Origin of the sequence: Nonomuraea sp. K271 (genome assembly GCF_009908215.1) — a bacterium.
Lineage (GTDB): Bacteria > Actinomycetota > Actinomycetes > Streptosporangiales > Streptosporangiaceae > Nonomuraea > Nonomuraea longispora.
In genome coordinates this window covers 1-3,595 of sequence record NZ_JAAAHR010000324.1, presented here as the reverse complement: position 1 = coordinate 3,595, position 3,595 = coordinate 1, and the positions used below count along the sequence as shown (strand labels likewise).

The 3,595-nt window shown below is 75.2% G+C and carries 1 protein-coding gene and 2 pseudogenes; all 3 read right to left on the bottom strand.

Annotated features, from left to right (window positions below; all coding sequences use genetic code 11):
• Positions 1-1,726: pseudogene (locus GUY59_RS49675) on the bottom strand (hypothetical protein); the annotation flags it as partial.
• Positions 1,727-1,826: 100 nt separating this feature from the next.
• Positions 1,827-3,305: a hypothetical protein gene (locus GUY59_RS49670; RefSeq protein ID WP_236668160.1), complete on the bottom strand. Its 1,479-nt coding sequence runs from the start codon at positions 3,303-3,305 to the stop codon at positions 1,827-1,829.
• A pseudogene (locus GUY59_RS46410) lies at positions 3,302-3,595 on the bottom strand (hypothetical protein); the annotation flags it as partial. The pseudogene GUY59_RS46410 and the gene GUY59_RS49670, both read right to left, overlap by 4 nt.

The following is a 3,595-nucleotide window of genomic DNA, read 5'->3' as shown; positions in this document are numbered from 1 at the left end:
AGCGCGCCTTGAGCGCGGCGCCCAGCCCTCCGGCATCGTCCGGCGCCGTCTGCTGGGCGGACGCCTGAGCCGCCTGCTCGCCACGGCCGGGCTTCTGGACGGGCTCTTGGCCGGGGTCGCGGACCAGCTCACGGCCGGGCCTGTGGACGGGGCTCGCGGAGTCGCGGGCCTGTTCGGCGACGTCGAGGGCGTCGAGCAGCCCCGTCGCGCCGATGCCCGCCGCCGTCAGCGCGTCGAGCTGGGCCGCCGCCGGGCCACCCTCGGCGTCGTCGAGAGCCGCCTGGGCGGACGACACCTCCTGGTCGGCGACCCCGAGCGCCTTGAGCGCCTCGTTGAGCCGCAGCCGCACCTCTCGAAGTTCGCGTTCGGCCGTGGGCACGTCACGCCCGTCCGCGAATCTGCGGCTCTCCTCCAGCGCCGGGACCAGCCCCCGCAACTCGTCGGCGGAGTTCTCCGTCACCGCGCGGTCGGCGTCCAGCTTCGCGGCGCGCGCCTGCATCGCGGCCAGTTCCTTGCGCGCCTGAAAGACCTGCCGGTCGAGGGCGTCCTCCCGCAGGGTCGTGATCTCCGCCTTGACCATGGCGATCGACTCGGCGGCCGCCTCGCCGGCCGCATGGTGCCGCTCGAGGTCGGCGGCCAGCACGTCGTCCTTGCCCGCCGCGTCGGCGAGCTTGCGCGCCTGCCAGCCCCGCCAGCACCGCAAGGCGTCCGCCAGGCGTACCCTGGCCTGGTCGCGCCGGTCGAACGTGGTCAGCAACGCCTTCGACTCCGACCCGAACTCGGCCAGCCGGTCGGCCGCCTGCGTCGCGCGCACCCGCCTGGCGTGCTCGTCGCGCCGGGCCTCCCGCTCCTGCTCCAGCTCGGCGTCGAGCCCGGTGAGCGCGGCGATGGCCTCGAAGACCCGCTCGGGGGAGATCTCGTTGAGCGGCTGGGAGAGCAGGTTGGTGGCGACCTTGCTGCGTACGGACGTGGAAAGGAACGACACGCACCTGACCCGGTCGCCGTAGAGCACCTTGGTCAGGTCGCGGGCCACGACGTCGCGCCGCCCGGCCGACTTCGGCAGCGACGCCCAGATCTCGTCGGCGCGGGCCACCCGCTCGGCCTCGGACGGGGACGCCGCCAGGTGCACGCCCTCCCGCCACCTGATCTCCAGGTGCGGCGCCTCCTGGTTGACCTTGAGCCACACGGTGAGCGCCCCGCCGGAGGTGTCGGGCACCTCGAACAACTCCGCGCTCGCCCCGGATCCTTCCAGCACGAACGCGCCGTCCTCGGGCACCACCCCCTCGGGCACGACCCCCTCGGGCACCACCCCCTGAGGCGCGGCCGCTTCGGCCGTCGCGTCGTGGGCCGTCGGGGCGGCGCTGTGCTCCGCCGGCGCGAAACCGTCCATGCCGGGCGGAGCGAACACGCCCACGATGTAGCCGTGATCGGCGCTCGCCCACTGACGGGCACCGGCGCCGCTGGCCAGCTCGGCGTTGAACAGCAGCTCGGACACCGCCTTCGCACCGGACGCGAACCGCCACTGCTCGTCACCGAGCAACGCCGTGATAGAGGCGATGAATGATGATTTGCCCGCTCCGTTGGAGTCCTTGGGTCCGGCACCGGCCACGACGATGAGCGTGCCGGGCACGGTGGGCACCGGATGGGTCGACAGCCGCGAAATGTTGACCACTTGCACGGCGATCGGCACGCGGTCCCCGACGACGTTCTCCACCTGCGACGACACTCGAACCCCCGTTACCCTTCCATCCGTCATCTTCACTGCGCCGACCCGCGCACACGCCCGGCGGCCCCGGCCATGCTGACCTGCCGGCGCCCGGCCGCCGTCACTGTGCCGACCTGCGCGCGCGTACGGCCGTCGCCAGCGGGGTGCTAGGGCCGGCCGCCAGGATGAGTTCTTCCTGCAGACGCCGCCGGGCCGCCGGAGTGAGCCGGTGGAACTGCGGCCCCGGCACGTAGCCGCCCGCCTCCTCACCGGCCTTCACCTGGCCCAGCAGCCCCGCGTGCCGCAGCGTGCGCAACGCCGCCTCCAGCTCGCCGATCGGCAGCTGGGTGTGGCGGCGCAGCTCGTCGACCGGCGTGGGATGCGGTGAGAGCCAGGAGTCCTCGGGCAGCAGCCCTTCGGCCCTCGGGATCGCCACGGAATGCACCAGGACGAGCGTCAGCACCGCGCGCTCGCTCACCCCGAGCCGCGCCCCCGCCGGACCGTTGCCCCTGCCCGCGACCGCCTTCGCCCGGCCCACCGCCGCCGCCCCGGGAACGGCCTCCTGCGCGCGGTCCGCTCGGACCGTCTCGCCGTGAATCGCGGCCCCCGAGGGCACGGCATCGTGGGCGGCGTCGTCCGGGGCGGCCGTGCTCTGTGCCGCTTCGTCCCGGGTCTCCCTGGCGGCGCTCTCACCAAGATCCGTGACGTCGCCGTCGCCGGCCGCCTCGGGCCGCCGGCCCGAGGCGGCCAGGGCGGTGGCGTAGGTGTCGGCGTAGCCGGAGATCCAGCGTTCGCGGTGCTGGATCAGCGTGCGGCCGCGCCGGTCCAGCATCTCGCCCAGCGTGTGCCGCAGCGCCGGGTCGCGCAGGGCGGCGAAACGAGCCTCCTGCACCGGCTCGGCCGCGTGTTCCACCACCACGAACGCCGCCACCAGCTCCGCCCGCCGCCGCTCGTCGTAGCCGCCCAGCAGGTCGTCGAACTCCGCCGCGCCCGCCTCGACCCGCCCACCGGGCCCCGCAGCCGCCGGCGTCGGCGTGCTCTCGGCGGCGGCCACGATGTCGGCGTCGCGCACCACGGTCAGCTCGGGCCGCTCGGGCTCGGGCAGCCGTCGCACCAGCTCCTGCAGCTGGGCGTGCGACGTGACCGGCCAGAGGGCGCAGCGCGGGCCCAGGGAGACGACGCCGTCGTCCATGACGACCCACGCCGAGTCGTGCAGGCGCCGCAGCGCGCCGATCGCCCAGTTGCGCATCAGGTCGTCGGTACGGCCGATCAGCGCGCGGTAGGTGTCGAGCACCAGCTCCACCGGCGCCGGCCGGCCCGGCCACGGGTCTGCGGAATGGTCGCTCCAGCAGCACTTGAGCACGGCGGCCAGCACCCGCCGGGTCTCGCCGGAGCGCTCCACGGCCAGGGCCGCGACCTGGTGCTCGTCCAGCAGGGACGGTGTCACCCCGTCGGGCCACACCGGTAGCGCCTGCCCGGTGGCGTCGGGGCGGGTCAGGCGTGCCATGCCCGCGGGCGCGGCGGCCCCGGCCCCGAGCCACAGCGGCCCGCCGGACCGCGCCCTCACGTGCGCCATCGCCGCGTCGTCCGCCGCGCTCATCGGGCGCGCTCCAGATAGCCGTGGGACAGCCAGGCGGGCTCGCGCTCCGGGTCGATCGTGAGCGCGCCGGACCACCTCAGCCGGTAAGGCAGCTCGGGCCGCAGGTCGAGCGTCGTGAGGTCGGCGAGCACGCGCCGCGCGGACGGCCAGTCGGAGCCGAGCACGTCGGCCAGCGCCACCCGGGAGGCGTCGCCCAGCAGCGACTCGGCGACCTGCGTCAGCCGCTCCGTGGCGGCGTCGGGCGAGGTGTCGAGCGCGTCGCCCGGCCCCGGGTCGGGCAGATTGGAACG